Raw genomic sequence first — 4,903 nt, 5'->3', positions numbered from 1 at the left:
CCGGCGTTGTGCGGGTTTCCCCCCGGCCCCTGTTGGGGCTCGGGGCGCGGCTGGGGCCGGTCGGTCCTGCTCGGGCGGACGTCGGGCAGGGGCGGCGCGCTCGGCGGCGCCGGGACGGTCACGCCGGACCGGCCGGGCTTGGCCCCGTTGCCGCCGTTGCCCTTGTCCTGGCCCTTCTCTTGGCCCTTGTCCTGACCGTTGTCCTGGCCGTTGCCCTTGTTCTTGTCCTGCCCGTTGCCCCGGCCGTCCTCGGTGTTCCCCTTGCCCACGCCAGGGCCGGGGGTGGGCCGGCCGGGTTCGTGGGGCTGTGCGGTGGCGCCCGGACGGTCGTCGTCCTCGTCGCCGAGCGCCTCCGCGCAGTAGTCCGCCACCTTCTCCGCCCCGCCGGCCGCCGCGACCAGCGGGCCGAACCGCGGCTCGGTGGCCGGTGACCGCTCGCCCCGGCCCGACCAGTCGGCGAAGCCGTGGCAGAGGGCGACCAGTCCGGGCGCGAGCGGCCGGGCGCCGTGCCCCTCGGCGTCGCCGTCGCCGTCGGTATCGGTGGAGGGGGTGCCGGGCTTCGCGGCGGTGGACGGTCCGACCAACTGCGGGCCGCCCGAGGCGGAGCCGCCGGACGGGCGGACGGACGAGGTGCCGGGCGCGGCACTGCCGGGCGAGGTGGCGGACGAACCGGCCGACGCATCGGCCGACGCATCGGCGGACGCGGTGCCGGGCGCACTGCCGGAGGGCCCGCCCGCGGCGGCGAGCGCGTGCTCGGGTGCGCCGGACCCGCCGCCCAGCGGGGACGGCAGGTTGCCGGTGCCGGCGGCGACCGCGACCCCGCACAGCGCGGTGGCGCCGAGCACGGCGGCAGTGGCCTTCGTGCTGAAGGCCCTGGCCAGCGCGGCGGTTGCCATCGATCGTCTCCGGACGGGTGTGGTCACTACGGGGTCGGGCGTGAGACGCGCTTCCCGGAACGCGGTCAGGGCGGCCTGCTCCCCGGCCAGTTCGTCGGCCGTCGCCGGGGCGGCGGCCGCGGCGAGGATCCGGGCGAGCGGCCCGGGACCGCCGTCCGGTCCGGTGAGCGAGGCGTCCTGCCCGGCCGGCGGGCCGCCCACGGCACCGCCGAGCAGATGCTCGGCAGCGTCACGGTCGATCCGACGGGATCGGTTGGTGCTCATCTCATGTCCTTCAGCGTCGCGGCCCGGCGTTCTGTCACACCTTGCGGAGAACTTTTTCCCGCAGGCTTTCCCGCGGGTTTCCCCGTGGGCTTCCCGGCGGCCTTCCCCGCGGTTTCCTCGGCGGGTTCCTCGACGGGCCCCTCGGTACGGCGCCGGCCGGGCCGCCGCACGGCCGGTTCGGCCTCGCGCGCGGCGGGGATCCCGACCCCGGCCGCGAAGGACTGCTCCAGCAGCGTGGCCAGTTTCCGCAGCCCCCGGTGGGCGGCCATCCGGACGCTGCCGGCTCGCTTGCCGAGCACCCGGGCGGCGCTCTCGGCGTCCAGCTCCATGACCACCCGCAGCAGGACGGCCTCGGCCTGGTCGCGCGGCAGCCGGGAGATCAGCGCCAGCGCGTCGGCGGTGCCGACGGTGGCCAGCGCGGCGCCCGCGGTGTCGTCCCCGGCGGCCAGCCCGGCCAGGTACTCGAAGGGCAGGTCGGCGACCGGGCGGCGGCGCCGGGCGCGCAGGTGGTCGAGGGCGCCGTGGGGCGCGACGGTGGCGGCCCAGCCGCGGAAGCCGTCCCCGTCACCGGAGAAGCCGCCCAGGTCGCGGGCGATCTGCAGCCAGGTCTCGGAGGCGATGTCCTCGGCGTCCTGGGCGTCCTCGGGGCGGCCGCCGACCAGGACCCGCAGGTAGCGCAGCAGGCCCGGCTGGACGGTCCGGAACAGCAGCCGGAACGCCTCCTCGTCCCCGGCCTGGGCGCCCCCCACGCCCCGGGAAAGATCGCCGGGCCCGGGGCCCCGCCCCGCTGGGGGGCCGACGGAAGGGACTGGTCCGGACCGGCCGACGGGGCTGCCGGTGCCCGCTCCGGGGCGCTCTGCACTCTGCACCCGCCACATCATGGGCCATCCGGGCGAACGCGACCCCGCGAGCCGGGAGAAGTCGCAGGTCGGAGCGGCTGTCACGGCCCGCACCATGACAGCTGTCACGCGGATCCCGCAACGGACGGCACTGCTCTGACGGAGGGTCGGACGGAAACACTGGAGGCACGACGCGGGCAGCGGCCCGCGGCCACCAGCAGGGAAGGAACCCGCCGTGAACCGGACCGTCACCATCACCGCCGCGACCACCGCCGAGGCCGGCGCGACCCCGAACCCGTCGGCCTCCGGGCTCCGCCCGCTCGCCATCGACGTGGTCGCCCCGCTGGCCGGCTACTACCTGCTGCACTCGGTCTGCGACCTGAGCGTGTTCGCCGCGCTGGCGTGGAGCAGCGCCATCCCGGCCGCCCGGACCGCGCTCGGCCTGCTGCGCGAGCACAGGCTCAACCTGTGGGCCGCGCTGATGCTGACCGTGAACCTGGCGGGCCTGGCCCTCACCTTCGTCACCGGCGACGCCCGGCTGATGATCGCCAAGGACGGCGGGCTGAGCGGCACCGTGGCGCTGGCCGTCCTGATCTCGGCGCTGGTCGGCCGGTCGGTGATGACCCCGGTGCTGATGCCCTTCCTCACCAAGGGCAAGCGCGACCGAGCCGCCGCCTGGCAGCGGCTGGTCGAGGGCCGGGCGGCCGGCTCCCGGGCCTTCCGGCGCCACGAGCGGGTGTTCGCGGGCGTCTGGGGCACCGCGCTGCTGGCCGACTGCGTCGCCCGGGTGGTCGGCGCCTTCACCCTGCCGGTGGCGACCATGGCCTGGCTGTCCACCGTGTTCATGATCGGCGCGATCGCGGCCGGCGCGATGCTCGGTCGGATCGCGGCCGATCCGATGGAGAAGCTGGTCGCCGCCGAGACCGAAGCCCCGACCGCCGCCTGACACCGCCCGAGCTCGCCTGCCATCTACCGGCCATCCACCTGCCGCCCGGGGGAGCATCACCGCCCCCGGACGGCGCACGAACCGGCCCCAACGCCGGGTGTCGGCGATCCGAACAGCACGGAACCATCCGGATCTCCCGGGAGTCCTTCATAACGAGGGGGTAACGGGACCCCCGGTCGAGGAAACGGGGCCCCATGAGCCGGACGCACGCGCTGACCACCACCGAGGACCGCACCCTCGTGTGGGACGGCTGCCTGAACGTCCGCGACCTGGGCGGACTGCCCACCGTCTCCGGCCGGCCGACCACCCGCGGGGCGATAGTCCGGGCGGACAACCTGGACCGCCTCACCGCCGAGGGCTGGGACGCCCTCCTCGACCACGGTGTCCGCACCGTGGTCGACCTGCGCAACGCCGAGGAGTACAAGCCGCTCCTCCCGCTCCCCGAGGGCGTCGAGCTGATCCGCGTCCCGCTGGACGAACTCGCCGGCCCCGCCTGGTGGGAGGCCTACGGCCGGCTGGACGGCACCCCGCTCGCGCTCCGCCCCTACCTGGACCACTGCCCGCACGCCGCCGCCGCGCTGATCGCCGCCATCGCCGGCGCCCGCCCCGGCGGCCTGGTCGTGCACTGCGGCGCCGGCCGCGACCGCACCGGCCTGGCGGCCCTGCTGCTGCTCGCCCTGGCCGGCGTCGAGCGGGCCGCGATCGTCGAGGACTACCAGCTCAGCGGCCCCAACGTCCGCCCGCTGTACGGGATGCTGGGCCTGCCGGACCAGTACCACCGGATCGACGCGGTGCTCGCCGAGGCCGGCACCACCGCCGAAGCCGCCCTGGCGGGCGCGCTGGAGGGCCTCGACCCGGCGGGCTACCTGCTCGCCGCCGGGGCCACCCCTGCCGAGGTCGCCGCCGTCCGGGCCCGGCTGCTGCCCGCCGCGTAGCGGCCTCCGGGCCAGACCGGCTCCCTCAACTCGGCCACCTGGAAGTTGAGTTCGCGAGGCGTCTCGGCCTCGGGCAGGGCCGGGATCCGCGGCCCGCCCACCGGACGCCTTCGTTCCGCAGGGGTCGCCGAAGACTACTCACGCATAGCGTCAACCAATGGTTGACGACCCGGGATCGACAACCTACGGTTGACGCATGGAGAATCCCGTCGTTCCCAACACCACTCCGCTGCGCCTCGACGACCTGATCGCCGCGATCAAGAAGGTCCACCCCGACGCGCTCGACCAGTTGTCCGACGCGGTCATCGCCGCCGACCACCTCGACGACCTCGCCGACCACCTGATCGGCCACTTCGTCGACCAGGCCCGCCGCTCCGGCGCGTCCTGGACCGACATCGGCCGCAGCATGGGCGTCAGCAAGCAGGCCGCCCAGAAGCGGTTCGTCCCCAAGGACCCGGGCACCCCCACCGACCTCGACCCCAGCCAGGGCTTCGCCCGGTTCACCGACCGGGCCCGGAGCGTCGTGATGGCCTCACAGGAGGAGGCCAGGGCGGCCGGCAACGCCGAGATCACCGCCGAACACCTCCTGCTCGGCCTGCTCGCCGAACCGGAGGGCATCGGGCTCAAGGCGCTCGCCGCCCAGGGCATCACCCCGGAGGCCGTCCGGGAGGCGGCCGCCGCCGCCCTGCCGGCCGCCGCCGAGCAGGTGCCCGCGCTGATCCCGTACGACGCGCAGGGCAAGAAGGTGCTGGAACTGACCTTCCGCGAGGCGCTGAAGCTCGGGCACAACTACGTCGGCACCGAGCACATCCTGCTCGCCCTGCTGGAGCTGGAGAACGGCTCGGGCGTGCTCGCCGGCCTCGGCGTCGAGAAGTCCGAGGCGGAGACCTTCACCTCCGAGGCCATCAAGGCCATCATCGCCGCCCGGAACGCCGAGCAGGCGTGAGACGGGCCCGGGCCCCGGGGGGCGACCCACCCCGGGCCGCGGGCGGGGGGGCGGGGCGGGGGCGAGTGCCTCGGGAG

The 4,903-nt window shown here is 75.7% G+C and carries 5 protein-coding genes; 3 read left to right on the top strand and 2 right to left on the bottom strand.

The features are described 5' to 3' along the window. Positions 1-1,160, bottom strand: a 1,160-nt coding sequence (locus ACFV6I_RS35965) for a hypothetical protein (RefSeq protein WP_380430148.1), incomplete at its 3' end; no start/stop codon positions are given. Continuing rightward, the gene (locus ACFV6I_RS35960; protein WP_380430146.1) at positions 1,157-1,909 is read right to left on the bottom strand and encodes an RNA polymerase sigma factor; all 753 of its coding nucleotides are present in this window, start codon (positions 1,907-1,909) and stop codon (positions 1,157-1,159) included. The genes ACFV6I_RS35965 and ACFV6I_RS35960, both read right to left, overlap by 4 nt. A 325-nt stretch (positions 1,910-2,234) precedes the next feature. Here ACFV6I_RS35960 and ACFV6I_RS35955 point away from each other — a divergent pair, with 325 nt between their 5' ends. From ACFV6I_RS35955 to ACFV6I_RS35945, 3 genes are all read left to right on the top strand, one after another. Further along, positions 2,235-2,945 (top strand): VC0807 family protein, encoded by a 711-nt coding sequence (locus ACFV6I_RS35955; RefSeq protein WP_380430143.1) that lies wholly within the window; start codon positions 2,235-2,237, stop codon positions 2,943-2,945. A 194-nt stretch (positions 2,946-3,139) separates the two neighbouring features. After that, positions 3,140-3,880, top strand: coding sequence for a tyrosine-protein phosphatase (locus tag ACFV6I_RS35950; RefSeq protein ID WP_063348750.1), 741 nt, complete (start codon positions 3,140-3,142; stop codon positions 3,878-3,880). Between the two features lie 196 nt (positions 3,881-4,076). Next, positions 4,077-4,826, top strand: coding sequence for a Clp protease N-terminal domain-containing protein (locus ACFV6I_RS35945; protein WP_380335759.1), 750 nt, complete (start codon positions 4,077-4,079; stop codon positions 4,824-4,826). Positions 4,827-4,903 lie beyond the last annotated feature (77 nt).

The sequence above is a fragment of the Kitasatospora sp. NPDC059803 genome, from assembly GCF_042732255.1.
Taxonomy (GTDB): Bacteria; Actinomycetota; Actinomycetes; order Streptomycetales; family Streptomycetaceae; genus Kitasatospora.
The sequence above is the reverse complement of the archived record's forward strand: the minus strand, read 5'-3'. Positions and strand labels throughout refer to the sequence as shown.

What these genes read in the sequence shown, in the direction of transcription:
- ACFV6I_RS35950 (WP_063348750.1), top strand. Translation starts at nt 3,140, where the DNA reads ATGAGCCGGACGCACGCGCTGACCACCACCGAGGACCGCACCCTCGTG.
- ACFV6I_RS35945 (WP_380335759.1), top strand. Translation starts at nt 4,077, where the DNA reads ATGGAGAATCCCGTCGTTCCCAACACCACTCCGCTGCGCCTCGACGAC.